The 22,538-nt window shown below is 65.5% G+C and carries 22 protein-coding genes; 4 read left to right on the forward strand and 18 right to left on the reverse strand.

Features of this window, described 5'->3' with window-relative positions:
• Window positions 1–7: 7 nt before the first annotated feature.
• The 18 genes from RDU83_00745 to RDU83_00830 form a co-directional block, all read right to left on the reverse strand.
• Window positions 8–1,705 carry an iron ABC transporter permease gene (locus RDU83_00745; protein MDQ7839535.1) on the reverse strand — a complete coding sequence of 566 codons (1,698 nt, stop codon included), beginning with the start codon at window positions 1,703–1,705 and terminating at the stop codon, window positions 8–10.
• Entirely contained in the window at window positions 1,705–2,808 is a 1,104-nt protein-coding gene (locus RDU83_00750; GenBank protein ID MDQ7839536.1) for an ABC transporter ATP-binding protein, read from the reverse strand. The genes RDU83_00745 and RDU83_00750 overlap by 1 nt, the downstream gene beginning before the upstream one ends.
• A complete protein-coding gene (locus RDU83_00755) occupies window positions 2,805–3,803 on the reverse strand; it encodes an extracellular solute-binding protein (GenBank protein MDQ7839537.1) in 999 nt (332 codons plus the stop codon). Before RDU83_00755 ends, RDU83_00750 begins: the two co-directional genes overlap by 4 nt.
• Before the next feature lie 28 nt (window positions 3,804–3,831).
• Window positions 3,832–5,193: a neutral/alkaline non-lysosomal ceramidase N-terminal domain-containing protein gene (locus RDU83_00760; GenBank protein ID MDQ7839538.1), complete on the reverse strand. Its 1,362-nt coding sequence runs from the start codon at window positions 5,191–5,193 to the stop codon at window positions 3,832–3,834.
• A gap of 13 nt (window positions 5,194–5,206) precedes the next feature.
• Window positions 5,207–5,479 (reverse strand): hypothetical protein, encoded by a 273-nt coding sequence (locus RDU83_00765; protein MDQ7839539.1) that lies wholly within the window; start codon window positions 5,477–5,479, stop codon window positions 5,207–5,209.
• 96 nt (window positions 5,480–5,575) lie between these two features.
• Complete coding sequence (gene nagA, locus RDU83_00770; GenBank protein ID MDQ7839540.1) at window positions 5,576–6,793, reverse strand: N-acetylglucosamine-6-phosphate deacetylase; 1,218 nt, start codon at window positions 6,791–6,793, stop codon at window positions 5,576–5,578.
• A 78-nt stretch (window positions 6,794–6,871) separates the two neighbouring features.
• Entirely contained in the window at window positions 6,872–7,624 is a 753-nt protein-coding gene (locus RDU83_00775; protein ID MDQ7839541.1) for an SIS domain-containing protein, read from the reverse strand.
• Between the two features lie 12 nt (window positions 7,625–7,636).
• On the reverse strand, window positions 7,637–8,920 hold the full coding sequence (locus tag RDU83_00780; protein MDQ7839542.1) for an ABC transporter substrate-binding protein: 1,284 nt from the start codon (window positions 8,918–8,920) through the stop codon (window positions 7,637–7,639).
• Between the two features lie 94 nt (window positions 8,921–9,014).
• Window positions 9,015–9,854, reverse strand: a complete 840-nt coding sequence (locus RDU83_00785) for a carbohydrate ABC transporter permease (protein ID MDQ7839543.1) — start codon at window positions 9,852–9,854, stop codon at window positions 9,015–9,017.
• Entirely contained in the window at window positions 9,848–10,723 is an 876-nt protein-coding gene (locus RDU83_00790) for a sugar ABC transporter permease (protein ID MDQ7839544.1), read from the reverse strand. The genes RDU83_00785 and RDU83_00790 overlap by 7 nt, the downstream gene beginning before the upstream one ends.
• Before the next feature lie 76 nt (window positions 10,724–10,799).
• Window positions 10,800–11,546 carry a sugar isomerase domain-containing protein gene (locus RDU83_00795; GenBank protein ID MDQ7839545.1) on the reverse strand — a complete coding sequence of 249 codons (747 nt, stop codon included), beginning with the start codon at window positions 11,544–11,546 and terminating at the stop codon, window positions 10,800–10,802.
• Window positions 11,533–12,234 carry a GntR family transcriptional regulator gene (locus tag RDU83_00800; protein ID MDQ7839546.1) on the reverse strand — a complete coding sequence of 234 codons (702 nt, stop codon included), beginning with the start codon at window positions 12,232–12,234 and terminating at the stop codon, window positions 11,533–11,535. Before RDU83_00800 ends, RDU83_00795 begins: the two co-directional genes overlap by 14 nt.
• 141 nt (window positions 12,235–12,375) lie before the next feature.
• Complete coding sequence (gene larA / locus RDU83_00805) at window positions 12,376–13,641, reverse strand: nickel-dependent lactate racemase (protein MDQ7839547.1); 1,266 nt, start codon at window positions 13,639–13,641, stop codon at window positions 12,376–12,378.
• Between the two features lie 59 nt (window positions 13,642–13,700).
• A complete protein-coding gene (locus tag RDU83_00810) occupies window positions 13,701–14,864 on the reverse strand; it encodes an amidohydrolase family protein (GenBank protein MDQ7839548.1) in 1,164 nt (387 codons plus the stop codon).
• Between the two features lie 31 nt (window positions 14,865–14,895).
• Window positions 14,896–15,648 (reverse strand): SIS domain-containing protein, encoded by a 753-nt coding sequence (locus RDU83_00815; GenBank protein MDQ7839549.1) that lies wholly within the window; start codon window positions 15,646–15,648, stop codon window positions 14,896–14,898.
• A 58-nt stretch (window positions 15,649–15,706) separates the two neighbouring features.
• Window positions 15,707–16,528: a carbohydrate ABC transporter permease gene (locus tag RDU83_00820; GenBank protein ID MDQ7839550.1), complete on the reverse strand. Its 822-nt coding sequence runs from the start codon at window positions 16,526–16,528 to the stop codon at window positions 15,707–15,709.
• The gene (locus tag RDU83_00825; protein ID MDQ7839551.1) at window positions 16,525–17,427 is read right to left on the reverse strand and encodes a sugar ABC transporter permease; all 903 of its coding nucleotides are present in this window, start codon (window positions 17,425–17,427) and stop codon (window positions 16,525–16,527) included. The genes RDU83_00820 and RDU83_00825 overlap by 4 nt, the downstream gene beginning before the upstream one ends.
• A gap of 75 nt (window positions 17,428–17,502) precedes the next feature.
• The gene (locus RDU83_00830) at window positions 17,503–18,819 is read right to left on the reverse strand and encodes an extracellular solute-binding protein (GenBank protein MDQ7839552.1); all 1,317 of its coding nucleotides are present in this window, start codon (window positions 18,817–18,819) and stop codon (window positions 17,503–17,505) included.
• Window positions 18,820–19,019: 200 nt separating this feature from the next.
• Here RDU83_00830 and RDU83_00835 point away from each other — a divergent pair, with 200 nt between their 5' ends.
• The 4 genes from RDU83_00835 (at window position 19,020) to RDU83_00850 (ending at window position 22,537) form a co-directional block, all read left to right on the forward strand.
• Window positions 19,020–20,060: a LacI family DNA-binding transcriptional regulator gene (locus RDU83_00835; GenBank protein ID MDQ7839553.1), complete on the forward strand. Its 1,041-nt coding sequence runs from the start codon at window positions 19,020–19,022 to the stop codon at window positions 20,058–20,060.
• Window positions 20,057–20,953: a sugar phosphate isomerase/epimerase family protein gene (locus RDU83_00840; protein MDQ7839554.1), complete on the forward strand. Its 897-nt coding sequence runs from the start codon at window positions 20,057–20,059 to the stop codon at window positions 20,951–20,953. Before RDU83_00835 ends, RDU83_00840 begins: the two co-directional genes overlap by 4 nt.
• Before the next feature lie 133 nt (window positions 20,954–21,086).
• Entirely contained in the window at window positions 21,087–21,284 is a 198-nt protein-coding gene (locus RDU83_00845; GenBank protein ID MDQ7839555.1) for a hypothetical protein, read from the forward strand.
• A complete protein-coding gene (locus RDU83_00850; GenBank protein MDQ7839556.1) occupies window positions 21,281–22,537 on the forward strand; it encodes a M20 family metallopeptidase in 1,257 nt (418 codons plus the stop codon). The genes RDU83_00845 and RDU83_00850 overlap by 4 nt, the downstream gene beginning before the upstream one ends.
• Window position 22,538 lies beyond the last annotated feature (1 nt).

Below are 22,538 nucleotides of genomic sequence, written 5' to 3' on the forward strand. Positions count from 1 at the left end.
ACGATGGCTATCCCAGCGCCGAAGTGAGGTTTCTGCCGGAGAGGCGGTTGGCGACGTAGACGGTGACCAGGACGGCGGCGACCAGGAGGGCGCCCAGTGCCGAGGCCGGCCCTGTCTGGTCGTAGCTGACAAACTCGAATATCTTGACCGAGATCGTCTTCCACCGGGCCGAGTACAGCAGGAGCGTGGTGGTCAGTTCCCCGAGCAGCGTGGCAAAGGTGATCGTGGCCCCGGCGGCGATTGCCGGCGTGATCAACGGTAGCGTGACCCGGCGGAAGGTGGTGGTCTGGTTGGCGCCGCAGGTCAGCGACGCCTCTTCGAGCGCGATGTCGGTCTGGGTGAGCGAGGCGTAGGTGGACCGGAACGTGTACGGCAGACGCCGGATGAAGTAGGCGATCATCAAGATCGTTCCGGTGCCCGCGAGCTCGAAGGGAGGAACGATGAACGCCACGAGGATCGCCACGCCCACCATGATCCCAGGAAGCACGAACGGCAGCATGATCGTGATGTCCATCAACCACCTGCCCGGGATCCGCTTGCGCGCGGCCACATGGGCCATCAGCGACCCTACGATCATGCAGATTACGGTCGTCCCGACGGCCAGCACCAGACTGTTGCGTATCGCGTCCATCGAGAGAGTGAACGCCTTGCGGTAATTGATCAACGAGTAGGCGGTGGGCAGGGGTGTTCCGGCCCACCGCTCGGCGAACGACGCCAGCAGCACTGTGAGATGCGGCAGGAGCGAGATGCCGATCACCGCGGCGCAGAAACCAAAGCCCAGCCACCGGGCCGCCGGGTGGCTGCTCTGCGTCATCTGGCGTGCCTGCGAGGTGATCGTGACGAACCCGCCCTTCCCGGTGATGTAGCGCAGCGCCAGCAGCGAGCCGATCGAAAACAGGGTGCTCACCAACGCGATCGCGCCCGCGCCGTGCAGATTGAAGCTGCCGGTGACCTCAAAGTAGACCAGTGTTGGCAGGACGTAGAACTCCCCGCCCAGCAGCGCCGGGACCCCAAAGTTCCCGATCGCCCGCATGAACACGATGATTGCGCCGGCACCAATGGTCGGCAGTGCCAGGGGCAGCGTGACGGTCAGGATCCGCCGCAACGGGGAGGCGCCAAGCGTCAGCGCGCTCTCCTCCACGTGCGGGTCCGCGGAGGAAAGAGCTCCGAGCAGCGGCAGCAAAACGAACGGGTAATAGGAGAGCGACATCGTCACGATGACCCCGAACGGCCCGATGATGCTCGGCAGATGGATTCCCAGACCCTCTCGAATCAAGGAGGTCAGCGCGCCCTGCCGGCCCAGGAGGAGTATCCAGGAGTAGGCGCCCACGAAGGGCGGGAGGATCAGCGGCAGCGTTGCCAGCGAGATGAGCGCTTCCCGGAATGGAACCTTTACGCGGGCCAGGATGTAGGCGAGCGGAATGCCCAGCACAAGGCTCGCCAGCACGGTCGTGCCGCTGGCCACCAGCGAGTTCACCAGGGCTTTCTGGTAGAGGCCGCTTGTGAAGAACCGTGAGAAGTTGGCCAGCGTGAGATGGGCCGGCGAGACCGGATCGCCCGGCTTGATGAAGCTGAGCAGCAACACGCGCGACAGCGGGTAGACGATCAGCAGCCCCAGGATACCCACCACCAGCAGGAGGATCGCCGCCGTGCTCAGATCAAAGGCGCGGCGGGGCCGCACCCTCGGAGCCGCAATCGTCGCCATCAGCGCGATCCCTTCGGAAACACCTGGGCGTGATCCGCGGCCAGGGTGATGAGAACTTCCTCCCCCACCTGCCGGATGCCGCCGATGGGCGGTGCGTCCACCAGCACCGTCCAGCCCCCCGCGCCGGAGAGGGTGTAGCGGACCAGGCTGCCCAGGTACTCAATATCCCTAACGCGCGCCGGCAGGCCGGCGGCGCCCTCTCGAACAGGGGAGATCACCGCGCGCTCGGGCCGGAAGAAGAGCAGTCCCTCTGTCCCTGCGGGCATGGGCGGGCTGCCTGTCGCCGTCATGGCGCGGAGGCGCGCGTCGCCGCAGCGGATGATGCAGGCCTCGCCGTCGCGCTCCAGCACCGTGCACTCCAGGAAATTCGCCTTGCCCACGAAGTCGGCGACGAAGGTGGAGGCGGGCTGCTCGTAGATCTCCGCGGGCGTGCCCACCTGTGCGATGCGCCCGGCCTGCATCACGGCGATGCGGTCGGAGATGGAAAGGGCTTCCTCCTGATCGTGCGTGACGTAGACCGCGCAGATTCCGGCCTGCCGCTGGATGCGCTTGATCTCGCCGCGCATATAGACGCGGAGCTTGGCGTCCAAGTTTGAGAGCGGCTCGTCCAGCAGCAGCAGTTTGGGGTGGTAGACCAGCGCCCGGGCGAGCGCGACACGCTGCTGCTGCCCGCCAGAGAGCTGCCCGGGCCTGCGGGCCCGGGTACCGGCCAGCCCGACCATTTCGATGGCCTCGTCCACGAGCCGTCCGATCTCCCGCCTGGAGGTCTTCCTCACCCGCAGCCCGTAGGCCACGTTCTCGAATACGCTCATGTGAGGGAAGAGCGCGTAGCTCTGGAACACCATGCCGATGCTGCGCCGGAAGGGCGGCAGCGGCGTCCAGTCCAGCCCCTCGAAGACGATCCGGCCGGCATCCGGCCGCTCCAGTCCGGCGACCAGCCGCAGCGTTGTGGTCTTGCCGCAGCCGCTGGGTCCCAGGAGCGTGAACAGCTCGCCGTCGCGCACATCGAATCCGACGTCGTCGGCGGCGACCACTTGAGACGGGCCGTCGCCGAAGACCTTGCGGACTCCCTCAACGCCCAGCTTGGTGGATGGCACCTTCACCGTTTGGCCATCATCTCGTCGAAGATGATGAGATTGATCCCCCGGTCCTTCCCGGCCTTCACCGCATCGTACGGGACCAGATTGATCCTCGAGGTCGGGGGCATGCCCTGCGGCGTAGGTACGTCGGGCCGCACGCTGCGCCGGCTACCGACACGTGTATAGATGAGGTGCGCATCGCGGCTGTTGGCGAAGTCATAGAAGAGGCGCGCCGAGCCGGGATTCGGGCATCCCTTGATAAGCCCGGTCGCGTCAAAGCGAAGCCCGGTGCCCTCGACGGGGTAGACCCCGTCCACCGGGTAACCCTTCTTCTTCAGGTCATAGACGTTGCCCTCACCGGTCATGCCGATGAGGAACTCGCCGTCGGCGACGCCCTGGTAGGCCAAACCGGACGACGGGGTGATGACCGCGTTGGCAAGTACTGCCTTCACCAGGTCCCAGCCGCCTATCTTGATCAACTGGAATAGCTGGGCATAGGCCGAGGCGGAGATCCGCGGGTTGGCCCAGATGATCTTGCCCTTCCACTTGGGATCGGCCAGGTCCCTCCAGCCCCGGGGGTAGTCTTTGCGAGGGACCAGCTTGCTGTTGATGATGATGACCTGTATGGGCAGGCTCATTCCGTAGTAGCGCGGCCCGCGGGGATCCTTGTACTCCGCGGGGATGTCGGCATCTTGGTTGCTCCGGTACGTCTCGAGGAACTCGTAGTTGATGTCGAAGTTCTCGCTGCCGCCGCACATGCAGACGTCGCCCTGGGGCCGGGCTGCCTCAGCCCGCACGCGCGTCCAGACGACGCCGGTGCCGGCGTAGATAGACTCGACCTTGATTCCGGGGTTCCGCTTCATGAACGCGGCGGCGAGTTCTTCGCCGATCTCTGCGCCTGCCGATGAGTAGACGACCACTCGGGGCTCCTGGGCCACGGTGGCCGGGGCCATCGCCGCCAAGACGACGACAACCACGCACCCGCAAAGCCAGGCCATAGGCAATCGGTTCATCTTCATGATCCCTCCCTCCTGATACAGGTCTTCATCAACCCGGACGCTCGTCCTGCCGGTCCCAGAGGTCATCGAGCAGGTTTTCGGCGGCGTCGAGGATCAGGCCCTCCGCCTCCGGAGCCACCCTGCTCCACGGCGCCAGGCGGGTCTCGTAGCCGCCCTCGGCAAAGGCCGAGACCGGGGGCACATAGCCGATGCCGCCGTTGGCGTATCCGATGACGATGGTGTGCTTGAAAGGCGACCGGTTCTGGAGGCGCAGGCCCGATTCGGCGAAGAACTCTCCCGGGAGCCCTATGAGGGCGACTTCGCCGACGGCGAACGCCGCCACCTCGGTGGTTTCCTCCTCCGCTCCTGCGCCCGCGGCCCTCGCGCCCCCGGCCCCCGCGCGCTGCTCGACCCAACTTAGGGCCAGCTCCGCGTAGAGAAGCTCGAGGCGGGCGGAGGTCACGGTCTCCTCGCCGGCGCCGGCTGCCTCCAGCGCCTCCAGGCGGCGTCGACAGGCAAGCACCTGCGCGCGCGCCTGTTCAAGAGGGGGTGTCGGCCGTAGCGGGACTAACAGGGATCGCCGGCCCGCCGCGAGCATCCCGTGGTCCGGCGTGCGCCGGCCTGCGACTGGCCTTGCGTCGGTTAAGGCTCGAGCGGCCTCCCCGGCAAGCCGCAGACCCAGCTCCTCGGCCCGCTCGAACGTCCGGCCGGGGATCGGTAGCCCTAGCGCCGAACGGTCGGCCGAGTGTCCCACGTTGATGTCGCCGCACGCTCCGTTGGCAAACATCACCCAGCCACCGGTGCCGTGTTCCACCGCGTCAACGGCGAACCCGACATAATCGCGCGAGATCATCAGGTTGTCGGGTCCCAGCACAGTGGGGTGGCAGGCGTAGTGGAGGAGGAACGCCGGAGGCACACCGGTCCGCTCGGCCCGCAGCACGGTCACCGTGGGGTCAACCAGGCCGTCGTGGCGCCTTCGGTTCCGGCCGACCGAGTTCTCGCTGCCCAACGCCAGGGCGAGCGTCGCAGGCGTCAGGTCCCGGACCGCGGACGCCACTGCATCGGCCACCCTGTCGGCCAGATCATCGAGCCACCCCGGGTCGGGTGGAAGGCTGTAGAGGGCGAAGGTCGCGGGTGCGGCGTGGGTGTGCGTGGCCGCGAGCACGGCCGATGCCGCGGGAATTCCGGTCCTCTTCTGGATGCGGCGCCGGGCCTCTCTGACGAACCCGGCGTCGAGGTCGCAGAGATCGCAGACCACAAGGGCGATGCGCTGCCCGGCATCTTCCAGGACGAGCGCCCGCGCGCAGAGGTCGTCGTGGACCCCGCGTGCGCCTTTCTTCCTGGCGTCGAAACCCGCGAGGGGGGTTCCCGGAGGTGGGGTGATGACGGTTGTTGCGCAACCCAGGCGCACTGGGCAGGATCTCCTACAGGAGTCCCTCGTGGTCGCAGGCGATCTTTACACCGGCGCGCTCTGTGAACCGCGGCTTTGGTAAACCTCCGAACGCCTCGGCCCTGTGCTTGAAGACGTACAGGTAGCGCGCGTGTCGGGTGGCCTGCGGTGGGGTTGTCAAAGGCTCGATGCCCTCAACCTCTCGCAGCAGTGCGTCTAGGCGGGCGGCGTTCTCGGCGCGCAGGGCAATCTGGTCGTTGAGGCATTGCAGCGATCGCCGATCGTCCCAACCCACACTCTTCGCCACTCGGAGCCGTGAGCCTGCGCCGCATCCTCGATGACGGCGATTCCGCGTGTCCCGGCCAGCAGTGCCACAGAGGGACTACTACTGGCCGCCTTGCTGTCAGGACGACCTTGCGACGGTTTCTGGAGGTGGGGCCTCAGGACCATGGACCACGCGTCCTCCCACGATCGTCCACCGGACGGTCAATTCTCCGTCCAGCACGACCAGGTCTGCGCGCTTGCCTGGCGCAAGACTGCCGCGATCGCCATCAAGGTGCACGAACCGGGCAGGGTTGATGGTTGCCAGTTTCACTGCGTCCAAGAGGGGAAGGCCGACCTCGTGCACCATGGTCCGGACACACCGGTCCATGGTGGCGATACTCCCGGCAAAGAAGCTGCGATCGGGCAGTTTGGCCACGTCATCCTCGACGAGCACTTTGCGGCCAGCCCATGTGTGCTCCCCGGGCGGGAAGCCCGCCACCCGTACGGCGTCCGTACAGACGCACAGGCGGTCGAGCCCCTTAGCCTTGATGATGAGCCGCATCAGACTTGCCGGAAGATGCCTGCCGTCCGCGATCATCTCCGTGGAGAGCTCGTCCAGCAGAAGTGTGGCCTCGATGACGCCAGGAATCCGAAAGGCCTGCACCCGCCGGAGGCCCGACATGCTGGAGTACATATGGGTGACATGGGTGAAGCCCGCCTCGACGGCCGCGACCACCTCATCAAAGGTGGCGGCCGTGTGCCCGATGGAAGCCACAATCCCCCGGGCCACGAGCTCCCGCCCGAGCTCAAGGGCACGAGACAGTTCAGGGGCCACCGACATGCGCCGCACGATGTCAGCGTAATCCAGCAGGCGCGACCACTCCTCCGGATTGGGGTCCTTCATGGCACTGGGGGGCTGGGCCCCGGCCTCTGTCGGCGCGAAGTACGGCCCCTCTATGTGCACGCCGGCAACATCTGCGTCTGCACGCGTCTGGTCGGCCAACTGGCGCAGCACGGCCAAGGCCCGGATGATCTCGTCAACTGGGGCGGTGCGCAGCGTCGCCAGCAGCGATGTCGTGCCGCCCCTGGCGTGAAAGGCGCAGATGATCTCGGCCGACTCAACTGATGCATCCATGAAGTCGGCCCCTGCTCCCCCGTGAACGTGGATGTCCACGAACCCCGGGACGACGGTATGCCCGGCGGCGATGACGCGGTGGGCGTCCGGAGGGATGGCCAGGCTCGTTGCCGGCCCTACCGCCTCGATGCGTCCGTTCCTCACGATCACCACACCCTCGGGGATCTCCCGGAAGGGAGTCAACACCCGCCCTCCGACCACGGCCATGACCTGTGTGTTCATCGCTGTGTCCCCTTGGAGGCCATGCAGAAGGGGCGCCGGGCAGACGCCCCCTCTGCGGCCCTTCACTCACCGCGGACGCTAGAGATGCTTGACCCTTGAGTAGTACTTAGCGTGGAACGGCGCGTTGATCTTGTCGGCGCCGGCCATGTTCCCGCTGTACCAGACCTCCGGGGCTTCCCCGGTCTTAACGATCCGGTCCACCACCTCGGCGACGAGCGACTGGACGATGTAGACGTTTATCACGGTGGAGACCGAGGCCACCTTCCGGTCGAAGCCGTCTATGTCCACCACGGCGTCTCCGGGTGGAACGTGGGCGTCGATTACGACGTCCGCGAGGTCACAGAGGTTCTGGTTGCTCGGGTGCCTTGCCGGGATACCCGGCGTGACCCCCTCGGCGAACTCACGTGAAGTCACGGCGATTACCGTCACGCCCCGCTTCCGGCACTCCAGTGCCGTGTCGATCGTGACCGCGTTGATGCCGTTCACGTTGATCAGCACCAGCAGGTCCCCCTGCTTGACGCGGTAGTAGTCAAGGACGTGTTGCGCGAAGCCAACCACCCTTTCGGTATTCGGGTGGCCCTCCAGGTTTGCGATCCCGGGCGGGAACAGGGGGTTCCATGCTGCAAGCCCGCCCGCTCTCCAGAAGAGCTCCATGGCGCCCATGACCGAGTGCCCGCCGGTGCCGAAGACGTGCACAAGCTCGCCCTTGAGCATCTTCTCCGCGATCAAGTCGGCTGCGCGGCCGAGGTTGCCGCGCTCCTCGCTTCTGACGCGCTCGAGAATAGTGATGCATGATTCGTAGAAACGGTCCATCGGTGCAGTTGCTGCCACGCCTCTGTCCTCCTATTTGTAGCCGATGTCACGCAGCTGCCGGGTGGCCCACTGCATGGCTTCCTTTGGCTTCATCTTCCCGGTGACTACCTGCGCGAACATGTTCGGCAGCACGAACGTTGCGTACGCGGCCTGGGCGCGCCGGTCCGCCGGTGCTGGCCAGCCGGTCAGCTTCTGCCACTTCGTATACCCGATGATGCCCTGGAGCTTGGGGTCGATCCGCCACACAGGATGGCGGTCGAACTTCGGGTGCGCCGGCATGTTGAACCCGCCTCCGGTCTCGATGTAGCGGTTCTGGTTCTCCTCTTCGTAGAAGAAGCGCAGGAAGTCCTTCGCCGCTTCCTTGTTCCTGGCGAACTTCCAGATTCCGAAGCTATAGAAGTCGCCCATGCCGAACCGTCCCTTGGGGCCGAGAAGCGCGCCGTGGTGGTTGATGTTCACCGCGATATCGGGGTTCGTGCGCTTGGCCGTTACGTAGACGCTACTGGGATTCAGCGTCCAGGAGCCGCGGCCCGAGAGTATGAAGCGGTTGTTGCCCGCGTTGTCCCACGCCAGGATCTCGCGGTCCATCTGCGGGAAGATCTCCTGGACGTAGGCTATCGCCTGCTCGGTTTCCGGCGACTCGATGGCAATCTGGCCGTCCGGCGTGGCTATCTTCCCTCCGTACGACCAGTGCAGCTGATAAAGCGTGTTGTTTGCATCGCCGCACTGGCTGATAGGGAATCCGATGGGCCGGTCGATCCCGCGCAGCTTCTTAGCGGCGCGCATGACGTCGGCCCAGCTTGCCGGGTGCGGCTCCCCGACCTGCTTGAAGTAGTCCTCCCTGTAGGTGCCGTGGAAGGCGACGGTCATCCTGGGCACCGCCTTCCATCGGCCGTTGAGGAAGCACGCCTGCTTCGCGACGGGATGCCACGCCCCCCAGCGCTTGATGATCTCGTCGTTGATGTCGTCGAGGTCGACGAGCTGAGGCTCGATCATCGCCGTCTGGAGGTTCTCGAGGCTGACTATGTCGTGGCCACGCTGGGCAGACACCTCTGCGGCGTGCTTGGCCGCCATCTCTGGGATTGAGACGAAGTCAACCGTGATCTTGACGCCGGCACGCCTGCCGAACTCGGCCGCCTGCCGGCGAAGCTCCTCATCGTTTGCCGAGACGAAGGAGCTGAACATCAGGATGCTCATCTCCCGCTCCTGCCCTAGGGCTATCTGCGGGAAACGGCTGGCTAGCCCAAGGCCGTATGCGGCCCCTGCCGCGGCAGCCGTCCCCACTAACTGCCGTCTGGTCAATCTCGTTGCCATTTGCATCTCCTCCCTTTGTGCTCTTGATCCTTCTTAGTCCCGAGGCACAGTTCAGGCTTCATACTGGACTTCCGTGATGTTCCATCCCACTGTCTCACTTGATAGCACCAGCGGTCAGGCCCGATATGTAGTAGTCTAATAGGAACGCGTAGATGACGGCTATCGGAACCGAGCCGAGGACCGCGCCGGCCATAAGCTCTCCCCAGTAATACACGTCGCCGCGGATCAACTCGGTGACGACCCCCGGCCCGAGCGTCTTCTGCGCCGTTGAGCTCACGAAGGTCACGGCGTAGATGAACTCATTCCACGACAGCGTGAATGCGAACAGCGTGGCCGTGAGGACGCCTGGGATCGCCGTGGGCAGGATGATACGGATAAGGGCGCCAAGGTAGCTGCACCCGTCGATCAGCGCGCTCTCCTCCAGCTCCTTTGGGATTGTGCGGAAGTAGCTCATCAGCAGCCACGTCGCGAACGGAACCAGGAACGTTGGGTACGAGACAACCAGCGACCACCGCGTGTCCCCCAGGTTTAGGATTCGGATGACCTGCGACAGCGGGATGAACAGCAGCGTCGTGGGGACAAGGTATACCGCGAAGATCACCCCCCCCAAGGTCTCGCCCCCGCGGAACCGCAACCTAGCCAGCGCGTAGCCCGCCAGGATGCTTATGACGACCGCGATCGCCGTTGACAGCACCGCGACCACGGCGGTGTTGACCATCCACGTGGCAAACGCGGTCCGCTCGAACAGGAACCGGTAGTGCTCCAACGTGGGGCTGGATCGGAACCAGAACGGGATGGCCTTGAGGTCGTATAGCTCGGCGTTCTGCTTCAGCGAGGTCACGACCATCCAGTAGAACGGGAACAGCAGGAGGACTACAAAGGGAAGGACGGCTAGGTAGTAAGCCGCGGGCCGGCGTGCCTGGCGGCCTACCATTCCCACTTTCTCCTCATCAGCCGCATCTGGTAGAACACGATGACCATGAGGAAGGGCAGCATAAACAGCGAGGTCGCGGCCCCGCGCCCGATCTCGCCGGTGATCAACCCGGTTTGGTGCGCCAGGGTGGCCAGCAGGTGCGTGCTGTTGATTGGGCCTCCGCGCGTGAGCACGTACACGATGTTGAAGTCGCTGATCGTCATGATGAGCGAGAACAGGACGACGGTTGCCAGCACGGGCCGGAGCAGGGGAACGGTGATCAGCCAGAACCGCGTGAACACGTTGGCCCCGTCCGTCTCCGCCGCTTCGTAGAGCTCGTCCGGGATGGACAGCAGGCCAGCAAGCAGGTTTATCGCGAAGAACGGGATCCCACGCCAGACGTTGACGATAATCACCGCGACCCGCGCCAGGTGGGCCTCGCCGAGCCACTGCAGGTCCGATACATAGGCGATGGCGCCCAGCCGGACCAGGACCCAGTTGATGACGCTGAACTGGGGCTCGAACATCCACTTCCAGGCCACGGTGCTGAGGGCCGTGGGCACTATCCAAGGCAGGAGTATCGCCGCTCTTATCAGGCGACTCCCGGGCAGGCGGTGGCGGCCCAATCCTGCCAGCACGAGCGCCAGGGCCATTCCCAGGACGACCTTGGCCACCACGGCCGTCGTGGTGTAGATCGCCGTGTTCTTCAGAGCCTGCTGGAAGATCTCCTGATGGATCAGCCTCGCGAACTGCCCCAGGCCCACAAACCGGCCCATGTCACCGATCACAGCATCACTGGTGGCCAGGTAGAGGGCGAGCAGGAACGGGTACCCGACGAGCACGAGGAGCAGCACCACCGCGGGTGCCACAAACGCGTAAGCCGTGGCCACCTCGGGGCTCAGGCGCCTGCCCCAGGGCCACCTGCCCCGATGGGTCGGAGGCGTTGTGGAAACGGAACTCTCCTTGCTAGTACTGATGGATGACCCTCCCCCGGTACCGTTCCTGTATCCGAAGGCTCCGCTCTCTTCCGCCGGACAGGTTCGCGCTGTAACGAACCAGCGGCTCGATCCCCCTTTCTGCCATGCGCTCGACAACGAGCGCCACCAGGCAGTTGACGATCAGCACGACCGGAAAAGTCGAGCCGGAGGCGACCTTGTGCTCCACCCCGGGTATGTCCAGTAGCGCGTCTCCGGGAGGGATGTGGCAATCGATGACCACGTCCGCCAGGTCACACAGGTTCTGCTTGCTGGGGTGGCGGGCCAGCGTGTCCGGCGGCACACCCTCGGCGAACTCCCGGGATGTGACCGCGATTACCTTAGCCCCCCGGGCTCTTGCCTCAATGGCGGAGTCTATGGTCACCGCGTTGATGCCGTTGACGTTGATGATGATAATGACGTCGCCAGCGCCAACGCCGTAGTGGTTGAAGATCGCCGGAACGTACCCGACCAGTCGCTCCGTGCTTGGGCGGCTGTCTGTCACCGAGATGCCTGGCGGGAAGATGCCGTTTATCGGATACAGGCCTCCGGCGCGCTGGAACATCTCCATGGCACCCATTATGGAATGCCCTCCGGTGCCGAAGACGTGGATCACGCGGTCTTCCTGGATCTTCTCGATCAGTAAGTCCGCAGCCGCGCTCATCGCGTCCTGTTCGCATTCCATGACGGCCTGCATGATCTCGGTCACGGTCTGGAAGTAGCGTTCAGCGGCGCTCATCGCTTCCACCCCTATCTGTTCGCAGATTGCCTTCGGCGGGCAGTGAAACCAGCGGTGTCAGAACCTCGGCGCGCCTCTTCACGCTGCGCAGGTGATCGGCCAGGGCGTCCGCAGCCTCGGAGCTGTTTCGCCTCTGGAAGGCGGATAGGATCCCGTCGTGCTCCCGGAACGTCTGATCGAGTTCCTGGAGCCGCGTTTGCTTCTGAAAGTAGAAAAGGCGCAGGGTGTGCATGTGCGAGTTCATCGACCTGAAGAGCCGCAGCAGGAGCGAGTTCCCGGACGCCGCGACGATCGTATCGTGGAACTCGCGGTCGGCCGCGTTGTTTTCCATGTACTCTCTCGCGGCCATCGCGCTGCAGAAGCGCGAGTGGATCTCTTCCAACCTGCCGACGAGCCTGTCGGGAACCGAATTGATCTGCCGCGCGGCGAAGACCTCAAGAATCAGCCGGCAGTCCAGCATCTCGTGGAGGTCGCGCGCGGAGAGAGACATGACGTAGTAACCTTGATTCCTGCGGTAGACCACGAGACCCTCACCCTGTAGCCGGCCAAGGGCCTCGCGGATGGGGGTGTGGCTCACCCCCAGATCCCGGGCGAACTGATCAATCGGTACCTTCTCGCCCGGCCTCCAGACCTGTTCGAGGATCCGTTGCCGGAGGATATCCGTGACCTGTTCAGAGACTACCTGCACGCAGGCACACCGTCCGTACGGGAATCCTATAGCATATAGGATTCCCGTACCATTGAACCGCTGCTGAGACGACCTGTCAAGCAATTCCCCCCGTTCTCCCTGCGCCGCGCCGCGTGCCATCCACAACCGGCCCGGGGCGCTTCAAACCGCCGCCGGTATCGTCTCGGCGCCGTGGGTGATCACGGTAATGCGGGCGCCGCGGCCCCGGCGGTCCAGCGCCTCATCCAGAGCGGCCTGAGGGCTCGAAAACGGCCTCATCCTGGACAGGCGGGCCTGCTGTGGCGATATGCCCCCTGAGACGAGCGCGATGTCGAGCCGCTGCCGAATGCGCAGGCTGGCAGCGGCCACCGAGAGCGGCAGCAGCTCGGAGGCGGGCATCCTTTCGGCCTGCGCGAGTAGTTCCTCCGGGCCGCCCGCCGACAGGTACTCGATGTACCGGGGGTGCGGGCCCACCCCTTCGGGGCAGGGCGTGACGAGTATGACGGTTCCACCCGCGGCGGCGGCGAGGTCAGCCGCCAGCAAGCCCTTGCCAGCCTGCCAGAGATCGCCGTCGGCAGGGTGGGAGGTGGTGACGACTATCTCGGCCCTGCGTCTGGCCTGCACACAGAAGATCTCTCTTGCATGGGCCACGCCCTGCCGGTGAGCCTCGACGAAGTGACCTGCCACGGCCCGGTAGATCCTGCCCTCCGGAGTGAAGGCGACGTTGACGATGAACCCCAGCCCCGCCCGTTCGGCAACCCAGGACTCCATGGCCCTACGGACCGGGTTCTCGACCTGCCCGAACATGTTCTGGGGGGTGCGGCCGTGCATCAGGTGGAAGGCCGCCACGGTCTCCTCCCCGGCGACTCCCGGGAAGATGATCTTACCTCCCCCCGACCACCCGGCCGCGGGATGGGGAAGGATTCCGCCAACGCCCACTCGCAAGTCGGCCTCCACGACGCGCCGGTCGATCCAGATCTCAGGCGCTCCCGGGATCCCTGGCAGGCGCACCATCAGGGACCTGTCGCGGAACTCAGAGTTGACGACGGAGATCCGGCTGAGCAGGCTCTTACCTACCTTGCGGGCCATCTCCGCGGCCGTCATGGGCCGGTGGCTTCCCAGCGCCATGACGATCTGGATGTCGCCGTCCCGCACCCCGGCGCGGTTCAGGCGGTCGACCACCAGGGGAAGGATCCGGTCTGTGGGGGTTGTGCGGGAGATGTCGTCGCAAAGGATCGCGACCTGCTGGCCCGCTCTGGCCATCTGCTCGAGCCGCGGCGAGCCTGTCGGGTTGTCGAGAGCCTCTTCGAGATGCGCCCCTTCGTCCTCGCGCAGCTCCACGGTGTTGGGCCTGAGGACCTCAACCAAGAGGTCGTCTCCGACCTCCAGCGGCAGATGTCCGCTCCCGTAGGGCAGGTCGATTCGCACGCGCCGGTCTCCTCCTAGGTCATTTGTTCCGGCGCCCCGCACGGCGCCGCGACCCGCTGTTATGCGCGGTAGACGATCTCCCCGCCCGCGACGGTCTGCACAACCTCGAGCCGCGCCTCATCAGCCAACCAGCGCGCCAGGACGACATCACCAGCGCATCCAGGCGCGAGCCGTCCCAGATCAGTCCGGCCGAGGAGCAGCGCCGGCCGCAGCGAGGCCATCTCGACAGCCTCGCCCAGGCCTATCCCCGCAAAGGCGACAACGTTCCCCACGGCGGTTGCCAGATCGAGCGCCGATCCCGCCAGGTACTCTGTTCCGACCAGCCGCACCCTGCGATCGGGCGTGAGTTCCACCTCCCTGTCCAGGAACCGATAGGTCCCTGGAGACCCTCCGGCCAGCCACACCGCGTCGCTGGTCAACAGGCAACGTTCGACGCCCTTGGCCCGCACAAACACCTTGATCACGGACGGAGGAAGGTGGTGGCCGTCTGCGATCAGGCTCGCCCAGAGGCCATCTGCCGCGAGCTGCTCCCAGATGTAGTTGTGGTGCCTGGGTATCATGGCGTGTGAGCCATTTCCCAGGTGCGTGGACAGCCGGGCGCCCGCGCTCGCGGCGGCGAGGATGTCCGCGCGCCCTGCGCCTGTGTGCCCGATCGCCGGCACAATCCCGGCGAGGGAGAGCCGCTCGATCAGATCGATGGCCCCGGGGAGTTCCGGCGCAAGGGTCAGCAGGCGGATCCTTCCACCTGCGGCATCCTGAAAGGCCTGCACCTCATCCCAATTGGGAGGCCGCACATGCTCTCTTGGATGAGCACCGCGAGGGCCGTCCTCGGGCGAGATGTACGGTCCCTCGACGTGAACCCCGACCACGGCCCGCTCGATCCAAGGCTCCTCATCGCACGCCCTGGCAATCGTCCGCAGGGAGTCAAGCATGTGCTCGTGGCTCTGGGTGCAGACGGTCGGGCACAGCCGCGTGACCCCGTGCCTCCAGAGAGCCCGGACAACGCCCGCTACGTCAGCGACCGAGGCTCCTGCCGCGTTGAAGTCGTGCCCGTTAAACCCGTTGACCTGGATGTCGATCAGGCCGGGCAGCACCCTCAGGCCCTGGCCTGCGTCCCCAGTAGCGTCCGGTCTGACGGCGCCGACCTTTCCCTGGGAGATGGTAATGCTCACCGCCTGGCCCCACGTATCGGTCCCCCGGACCGCCAGATCCTGCGCGCTCATCCGACTGCCACCTCTATTCCAGCTGCTACACCTACAGCCACCTTATTCGCGGCGCGTACTTCTCGAAGAGTGCCCGGTTGGCTACGTCGCCGCCCGGTATGTTGGCGCTGGTCCATACGGCCGGAGCCACCCCGCGATCCAGAAGGGTCTTGACGGTCTCTCCGACCATGGCCTGGATGACGAAGGCGTTCAGTATCGTGGAGACCGGAGCAACCCACGCCTGCATGCCCGGAAACTCCAGGACCGCGTCGCGCTCGGGCATCTTGTTGTCTACCAGGTAGTCAACCACCTCAAAGAGATTCTTCCGCGAAGGATGGCGCGCCGGATGGTCCGCCGGTACGCTCTTCGAGAACAACGGCGAGGTGATCCCGACGGTCTTGATGCCCCGCTCACGCGCCCACAGCGCCGCGTCTATCGTGCAGGAGTTGATCCCGTAGGCGTTGATCACCACCAGCACATCGTCCGGCGTAATGGGGTAAGTACCCAGCACAGCCCCCGCATAACCGGGCGTCCGTTCCACCGCGCTGGAGCGCCTGGCGCCAAAGGCGACCGATACACCCGGGTCGAGTATCGGGTAGACGGCCGCCAGTCCGCCTGCCCTACAGCTCATCTCCTCCGCGGCGATGTAGGAGTGCCCGCCGGTGCCGAACACGAATATGAGGTGGTCTGTGGCAAGGGCTTCGGCCAGCACCTCTGCCGCCTTCCTGATGCTCTCGCCCTCCTCCTGGACCACCCGGTCGAGGAGCGCGGCCACTATCTGATGGTACCTCGCAACCTGGCTCATGGTTTCGGTCCTCCTGTTGTGTGAGTGGTAGATCGAGGCGCGGTCTGCCAGATCAATTCTACTTGATGGCTCCCGCCGTCAGGCCCGTGATGAACCACCGGCCAGCAAGAGCGAAGAGCAGGATGGGCGGGATCGCTATGATGACCGAGCTGGACATCAGCAGCCCCCAGTCGATGAAGTACTGCTGGAGGAAGTGAGCAATGCCGACCGGCAGGGTCTTGTACCGGTCGCTGATGATGAATGCGACGGCAAACAAGTACTCCGTCCAGGACATCAGGAACGAGTTGAGGGCCAGCGCCGCGAGCCCGGGAGCGCTCAACGGCAGGAAGATGCGCACGAGGACCTGTAGTCTGGACGCCCCATCCACCATTGCCGCGTCCTCGAGATCCAGCGGCACGCCGGTGAAGAACGCCCTCAGCATCCAGATGCTGAATGGTGCCACGACCGTGACGTTGACGATCACGAGCGCGAGCAGCGTGTCTATGATCCCGAGCTTGGTGAAGGTCACGTAGAGCGGGATGATCAGCAGCACCCGCGGGAAGATGTAGATCGAGATGAAGGTCCGGAACAGCAACTCGCGCCCCCGGTACTTGCACCTGTATACGCTGTACGCCGCCAGGCTGGCCAGCACGAGCGTGATGGCGGTCGAGGCGAGCGCCACATAAACGCTGTTCAGGAAGTACGTAAAGAACGGCACCTGCTCGAAGAGACGCACGTAGTGCTCGAGCGTGAAGGTGCGCGGCCAGAACGTCGGCGTGGGGCTCGTCAGTTCGGGCACCGTCTTGAACGAGCTGATGACCACCCAGTACATCGGCAGCAGGACCACCGCGAGCACAGCGGCCACAGAGATATAGCGCGCGATCAGCTTGACGGCCTTCATACGGGCACGCCCGCCTCTTCCCGCATCACCCTGCGCATGTAGACGACGCCGTAGGCGAGAAGAACCAGGAACATCAGCAGCGAGATCGCGGCCGCCTGGCTTATGCGGTACTCCTGGAACCCCTTGAAGTAGATGAGGATCGAGAGCGTTGTCGTCCTGTACACGGGGCCGCCGCGCGTGAGCAGCCAGATGGCGTCGAAGATGTTGACCGCCCACAGCGAGGCGATCAGGACGACGACCTTCAGGACCTGGCCTATGGACGGCAGATCGACGTACCACAGGCGGGTCAGGTACCCGGCGCCGTCCATGTCCGCCGCCTCTCGCAGCTCTCTGGGAATCGTCTGGAGCGCGGCAAGGATTATGACCGTGAAGAACGGGAACCAGCGCCAGACGTTTACTGCCGTGACGGCGTAGAGCGCGATCTGCGGGGAACCCAGGAACGATACGGGCTTGTCGACTGCGCCCGATGCCAGCAACAGGTAGTTGACCACGCCGAGCGTGGGATCCAGGATCCACTTCCCCATCGTGGCCAGCACTATCGAGGGGAAGAGCCAGGGCAGGATGATCCAGTTCCGCACTACTTCGCGCCCCCGGAACTCCTGGTTGAGCACGAGCGCAGAGACCAGTGCCAGCATCAGCTGAAAGACGACGTTGAGGACCGTCCACCACACGCTGACGCCCAGGCTGAACCAGAACTCACGCCCGGCCAGTATTCTCGAGTAGTTGTCGAAGCCGACGTACTGCCCCGGAGTCCCCACGTACCCGACGTTCTGGAAGCTCAGCCTGATCGCGTCGGCCAGGGGATAAACCAGCGTGAGCAGGGCCCACACTAGGAGGGGCATGATCAGCAGGTACCCGAAGTACGGGTCGCGCTGAAGCCGCTCGGTCAGGTTTCTCAATCTGACGCCCCCGGCCGTAGCCCTCCCGGGGCGAGGGGGCCCCGAGAGGGTGCGGCAGCTTGATCGGGATCTACGTCAGCGGAGGGCCTCACGCATCCTGTCCGCGCCCCTCCTGACGGCCTCGGCAGGGGACAGACCTTCGTGGATCATGAGCTGGGCGGGCCAGGCTACGAGGTTCTGGCCGGTAATCCGCCCGATGTAGCGGTTGTAGGGCTCGCGGGTGAAGCCGAGCTGGCGGCCGTGCTTGGACTCCTCGATCATCGTCTCGTACTTAGGCCAGTGGGCCTTCACGGTCGGGTTTTCGAGTAACTCCCGCGCCTTGGCCGCTTCCTCGGTCACCGGGAGGAAGAAACCGGGCGCCACCGTCAGCAGGAGGGCCATGTTCGCCGGCTTGTACAGGTAGTTGACGAACTGCCTGAAGCCCGGGCGTACCTTGGGATCCGGGTTCAGCAGCATGATCCCGTTCATCCACGTGGCCGTCCCTCGCTGCCCGTCGGCATCGGGAACGGGCACGGGTGCGGCCCCGAGGTTCTCGGCCGGGAGCTTCGTGCGCAGATCCCACTGCTCGTTGTACTGTCCCTTCTCGATGACCATGGCGATCTCGCCCGCCACGAGGGCGGCGATCGCCTGGTCCCACTGCCAGGCCTCGGACCCCGGAGGCGACAACCTGAACAGCCTCTGATACATCTCGAAGGCCCGGACGGTGTTTGGATTGTCGAAGACCACGGCGCCCCTGGCGTCCAGTAGGTGCTCGGCTCTAGCCGCCACCATGAGAGGATAGATCTGCTGGACCGCCGCCAGGTGCCAGTCCCCCGCGACGCCGATGGCGTACTTTGCGGCCCCGGTCCTGGTGATCGTGGCTGCCGCGTTCAGCAGCTCCGACCACGTCCTGGGCGGCCTCCTGGGATCGAGCCCCGCCTTTCGAAACAGATCGGTGCGGTACCATAGCACCTCTGCCATGTTGTACAGGGGAACGGACCAGTGCTTGTCCTCCGAGAGGAACGGCTGCAGCGCCGCGTCGTAGATCTTGGAGCTGCGCCTGGCCTCCGCCACCTCTGCGGTCACATCCTGTACCGTTCCGGTCAGGCGTACGTCCATGGTCAGATCGGGGGTTGTGAACATCATGTCCGGCGGCCGCCTTGCCATGACCGCGGCGGATATCTTCATGTACACGTCGGCCCAGCTCTGCACCTCGACCCTGACGCGAACGCTGCCCTGGCTCCGGTTGAAGGCGTCGACGAGATCCTCGATCGCCTTCACGCGGGTGGGGCGCGCCTCCATGTGCCAGAGGCTCAGCGTTTGCGGTGCCTGAGCCTTCACGGGCGCTGCCAGTGCGATTGCAACCACACCGGCTAAGACCATCAAGGGCGAGCCTCGAACGGCGAATCTCACGGACAATCACCTCCCGTTGTATTGTTCCGGTTGGCCCGGAAACGGGCAACCGTACGCGTATGACAACGTTGACAGTACCCAACACTGATTTCGTCGGTCAATCCTCAACTCCTCCTGGCAGGAAGTGGCCGTGACGCCGGGGAAATACCCAAATCGTCGGTAAACGTTGTCAGGATTATTGTCAGATTGCGGAGGGCACTGTGCCCCGGCCTACCCGGGCATCTCCACCCACCATCAAGCAGGTGGCCTCCCTGTCGGGGGTATCCATCAAGACGGTCTCCCGCGTCGTCAACGGAGCGCCCTACGTCAGCGGTGATACCCTCCGCAGGGTCACGACGGCGATCGAGAGGCTGAACTACCGGCCCAACGCGCTGGCGCGGGGGTTGGTCACGCGGAGATCGCGCACGATCGGGCTCGTCATCGCCGATATCGTCAACCCGTTCTTTCCACCACTGGTTCGGGCGGTCGAGGATGCCACCGCGGCAAGGGGTTACAACGTCGTACTCTGCGACACGGACGAGAACCCGGTCAGAGAGCGGGCTGTGATCTCGGTGCTGCTGGAAAAGCAGGTTGACGGGCTGATCCTGTGCGCGTCTCGTGTCCCGTCGGGATACCTGACCGGTCTGGTGGACGAGGGGATTCCTCTCGTCTTGATCAACCGCGTGTTGAGGCACCCGGCCGCCGCTGCGGTGGTGGCCGACGGAGAGCGGGGTGGCCGCCTCGCGACCGCTCACCTGATTGGGCTCGGGCACCGGCGCATCGCGTATCTGGCCGGGCCGTCGAGGTCGTTTTCCCATCGCAGTCGCCTCCGAGGATACAAGAAAGCCCTCTTGGACGCGGGTATCGGTTTCGACCCCGCGCTTGTGGCCGGTGGCACCGCTTCGATCGCCGCCGGCCGCGGCGCCATGGCCGCGCTGCAGAGCCTCAGGCGACCTCCCAGCGCGGTCTTCGCCTTCGATGACCTAATGGCGATCGGCGCGCTGGAGGAGATCCGCCGCATGGGACGCCGTGTGCCGGACGACGTCGCCGTGGTCGGGTTCGACGATATCGACCTGGCCGCGCACGTCGATCCTCCGCTTACCACGATCGCGCAGCCCAAGGCGGCGATGGGCCGGCTGGCCGCGGACCGGCTGCTGGAGATGATCAAGACCTCATCCCCGCCCTCGCCTAGAACCGTGACGCTGACCCCAGAGCTGGTAATCCGGAGATCGTGCGGTTGGTATAAGGAGGCCACGACGTGAAGATCAACTGCTGCTGGTTGTACGCGATAAGCAAGTACGGGTACCCGCCGTCGATCGCCGATACTCACAAGGTGCTCGGTGAGATGGCCGCGCTCGGGTTCGACGCGGTCGAGCTTGAAGGCGTGCGCGAGGAAAACCTGCGGGCGGTCCACGCAGCGCGTGCCGACTTCAAGCGCCGATGCGACGACCTCGGGCTGCGGATGATGAACTTCTGTCCGGTGCTGCCCGATCTGTTCAGCCCTGAGGCGGCGAAGCGCCAGAGGGCGCTCGATCTCTTCCGCCTCGCCGTCGAGGCGGCCGTATACTTCGACGCGCCCACGGTGCAGGTGGACAGCTACGCCGCTCCTGTGGAGTACGTGAAGCACCAGCCGTACGCCGATGCCGTCGAGTTCAAGCGGCAGTTCGACGTGCGAATCCCCGATGGGTTTTCATGGCAGCGCACGTGGGACACCCTGGTGGAAACGGTTCGGGCCTGCGCCGCAATAGCCGAAGACGCGGGCCTGCGCCTGTGCCTGGAGCCGCGGGTGGGCGAGTTGGTCAGCAACACGGATGCGCTGCTGCGTCTCATCGAGCACGTCAACAATCCGATCTTCGGCGCGGTGCTCGACACGGGGCACCTGCACGCGCAGAAGGAGATCCTGCCGCTTTCGGTGGAGAAGTTGGGTTCGCGCATCTTCTATGTGCATGCTTCCGACAACGACTCGCGCGACAACGAGCATCTGGCGCCGGGCCGCGGCACCGTGGACTGGGAGGCGGTGATCGCCGGGCTGAAGCGGCAAGGATTCGACGGCTACATAGGCATAGACATCGGCGGCGTGCCCGATCTGGACGCGCAGTACCGGGAAGGACACGCCTTTGTTCGTGGGCAGTTGGAGCGTGTGGGCGTGCGATGACGCAACAGATACTGGCAGGGCGCGACCCTTCCAAAGGCACGCCGATCGAGGTCACCGTCGAAGGCATGGTCATCGCGCGGGTGCATGATCTGCCGGCGGGAGCCTGCTGCTGCAGAACATCGCCGAGTGCCGCATGGACGATTACCGCCGTGACCTGCCGAAGCTCGAAGGCCTGCGCGTGGACGTGCTGCTGCCCGGGCACGGAATCTTCGTGCTGCGATTCGGGCAGGAGCACATCAACCGCGCGATCGAGGCGATCCGCGGTCTGGCGATGCCTGCCAACTTCGCGGCCCTCTGTCCCAAGGTGATCCCGGAGGCGTACCGGCGGTGAGCGAGCGGAAGACCGCCACGGGGACCGACCCGGCGCAGATCGAGGCGCTGGTAGCGCCCGGCGAGGTCGAGGAGCTTGCCAGGCGGCTGGTAACCATCCCGAGTTACGGCCCCGATCACGGCTGGGAATCGGGCGTCGCCTCGGCGCTCGAAGCCGCGCTGGCCGCCGAGGGCATTCCCGTGCGCCGTCAGGTCGTGACCGGCGATCGCGCGAACCTGATCGCCGCGCTTCCCGGCGACGAGCACGGCCCGCCGCTGCTGATGCTCAACGGGCACATGGACACGGTGCCGCCGTCTTCGGCCATGCGCCGACCGCCGTTCGCCGCGGAGATTGCCGACGGCCGGCTCTGGGGCCGCGGCGCCGCGGACATGAAGGGCGGCTTGGCGGCTATGGTCATGGCCTTGATCGCGCTGCACCGCGCCCGGGTGCGCCCGCCCCGGCCGATCATGCTGGCCGCGGTCGTCATGGAAGAGATGGGCAACTCCGGCACCTTCGCCCTGGCGCGCGAGATGGCCGGTGCTGGGACGCCGGCGTCGTTTGCCATCGTCGGCGAACCCACGGGGCTCGACCTGGTCACGGCGCACAAGGGCGTGGACCGCTACCGGATCACGGTGTTCGGCCGGGCCGCGCACGCCGCCGCGCCTGAGCGCGGCGTCAACGCCATCGTGCGGGCGTCCCGGCTGATCGCGGCGCTGGACGAGGATCTGGCCCGGGTCGTGAGCGTGCAGATGCATCCCCTGCTAGGGCAGCCGTCGTACAACATCGGAACCATAATCGGCGGCGTGAGCCGCAACACCGTGCCCGACCGGTGCATGTTTCAGATCGAGAAGCGCTACCTGCCCGGCGACAGCTCCGAGTTGATCCGCGCCGAACTCGAAGCGATCGTGGAGAGGACGCTCGGGCCCGGCGGCGCGGAGATCGTCCGCGAGGATGACTTCGACCGCATCACGCACCCGCCGCTGGACATCGCTGGCGAGCATCCGGGGGTACGCGCTCTCTCGGCGGCCGTCGCGGAGGTGACCGGTCGCCCTCCGGCGCTGATCGGCTGGCCGGCCTTCACCGACGCCGCAGTTCTCCAGGTCCACGGGACGCCGGCGGTGATCTGCGGGCCGGGGTCGCTCGATGCCGCGCACGCCGCCGACGAATCTATCTCGACGGAGGAGATCAACGCGGCGTTCCGGGTATATGTGCGGGCAGCGCTGCGGATCTGCGCGCATGCCGGCAGTTGCCTCCCTCAAGCCTCGCCCGTATAAT

It is taken from the genome of bacterium (assembly GCA_031082185.1).
GTDB lineage: Bacteria > Sysuimicrobiota > Sysuimicrobiia > Sysuimicrobiales > Humicultoraceae > VGFA01.

Coding starts and splice junctions, on each gene's coding strand:
- RDU83_00755 (MDQ7839537.1), bottom strand. CDS start 3,803: ATGAAGATGAACCGATTGCCTATGGCCTGGCTTTGCGGGTGCGTGGTT.
- nagA (MDQ7839540.1), bottom strand. CDS start 6,793: ATGAACACACAGGTCATGGCCGTGGTCGGAGGGCGGGTGTTGACTCCC.
- RDU83_00815 (MDQ7839549.1), bottom strand. CDS start 15,648: ATGAGCCAGGTTGCGAGGTACCATCAGATAGTGGCCGCGCTCCTCGAC.
- RDU83_00785 (MDQ7839543.1), bottom strand. CDS start 9,854: ATGGTAGGCCGCCAGGCACGCCGGCCCGCGGCTTACTACCTAGCCGTC.
- RDU83_00795 (MDQ7839545.1), bottom strand. CDS start 11,546: ATGAGCGCCGCTGAACGCTACTTCCAGACCGTGACCGAGATCATGCAG.
- RDU83_00820 (MDQ7839550.1), bottom strand. CDS start 16,528: ATGAAGGCCGTCAAGCTGATCGCGCGCTATATCTCTGTGGCCGCTGTG.
- RDU83_00745 (MDQ7839535.1), bottom strand. CDS start 1,705: ATGGCGACGATTGCGGCTCCGAGGGTGCGGCCCCGCCGCGCCTTTGAT.
- RDU83_00845 (MDQ7839555.1), top strand. CDS start 21,087: ATGGACGATTACCGCCGTGACCTGCCGAAGCTCGAAGGCCTGCGCGTG.
- RDU83_00810 (MDQ7839548.1), bottom strand. CDS start 14,864: ATGAGCGCGCAGGATCTGGCGGTCCGGGGGACCGATACGTGGGGCCAG.
- RDU83_00780 (MDQ7839542.1), bottom strand. CDS start 8,920: ATGGCAACGAGATTGACCAGACGGCAGTTAGTGGGGACGGCTGCCGCG.